Below are 660 nucleotides of genomic sequence, written 5' to 3'. Positions count from 1 at the left end.
TCGATCCCGTTAACTCCCATTTCTTTAAGCGGAAAGGCTTAATAGGTCCCGTAGTGTAGCGGTTATCACGTCGCCCTGTCACGGCGAAGATCGCGGGTTCGATTCCCGTCGGGACCGTTTTAGTGTATAGAGATACATTAGAGAGACTCGTTAGCTCAGTTGGTAGAGCATTTGACTTTTAATCAAAGGGTCACTGGTTCGAGCCCAGTACGGGTCATAGTCACAGGCGGGTGTGGCGGAATTGGCAGACGCACCAGATTTAGGATCTGGCGCTTAACGGCGTGGGGGTTCAAGTCCCTTCACCCGCATAGGAGATAAGCCGGCTTAGCTCAGTTGGTAGAGCATCTGATTTGTAATCAGAGGGTCGCGTGTTCAAGTCATGTAGCCGGCATTAAAGGAAAGAAGCGAATGCGAACGTAGTTCAGTGGTAGAACATCACCTTGCCAAGGTGGGGGTCGCGGGTTCGAACCCCGTCGTTCGCTTGAGGAAGCCGGGGTGGCGGAACTGGCAGACGCACAGGACTTAAAATCCTGCGATTGGAAGCAATCGTACCGGTTCGATTCCGGTCCTCGGCATAGGAAAGGGCACCCTTAGCTCAACTGGATAGAGTACCTGACTACGAATCAGGCGGTTAGAGGTTCGACTCCTCTAGGGTGCATA

7 tRNA genes are annotated in these 660 nt (G+C 52.7%); all 7 read left to right on the top strand.

The features are described 5' to 3' along the window. Nucleotides 1-44: 44 nt before the first annotated feature. The 7 genes from HMPREF2634_RS09560 (at nt 45) to HMPREF2634_RS09530 (ending at nt 658) form a co-directional block, all read left to right on the top strand. Nucleotides 45-117, top strand: a tRNA-Asp gene (locus HMPREF2634_RS09560). 27 nt (nt 118-144) lie between these two features. Then, a tRNA-Lys gene (locus HMPREF2634_RS09555) sits at nt 145-217 on the top strand. Between the two features lie 9 nt (nt 218-226). Further along, nucleotides 227-308 (top strand) — tRNA-Leu (locus tag HMPREF2634_RS09550). A gap of 10 nt (nt 309-318) precedes the next feature. Further along, nucleotides 319-391 (top strand) — tRNA-Thr (locus HMPREF2634_RS09545). A gap of 19 nt (nt 392-410) precedes the next feature. Beyond that, a tRNA-Gly gene (locus HMPREF2634_RS09540) sits at nt 411-482 on the top strand. A 7-nt stretch (nt 483-489) separates the two neighbouring features. Continuing rightward, nucleotides 490-575: transfer RNA gene (locus HMPREF2634_RS09535), tRNA-Leu, on the top strand. Nucleotides 576-584: 9 nt separating this feature from the next. Further along, nucleotides 585-658: transfer RNA gene (locus HMPREF2634_RS09530), tRNA-Arg, on the top strand. Nucleotides 659-660 lie beyond the last annotated feature (2 nt).

The organism is Streptococcus sp. HMSC034B03, assembly GCF_001838575.1.
GTDB classification, from domain to species: domain Bacteria; phylum Bacillota; class Bacilli; order Lactobacillales; family Streptococcaceae; genus Streptococcus; species Streptococcus anginosus.
Note: the sequence above shows the minus strand (reverse complement) of the source record. Positions and strands in the feature narration are given on the sequence as shown.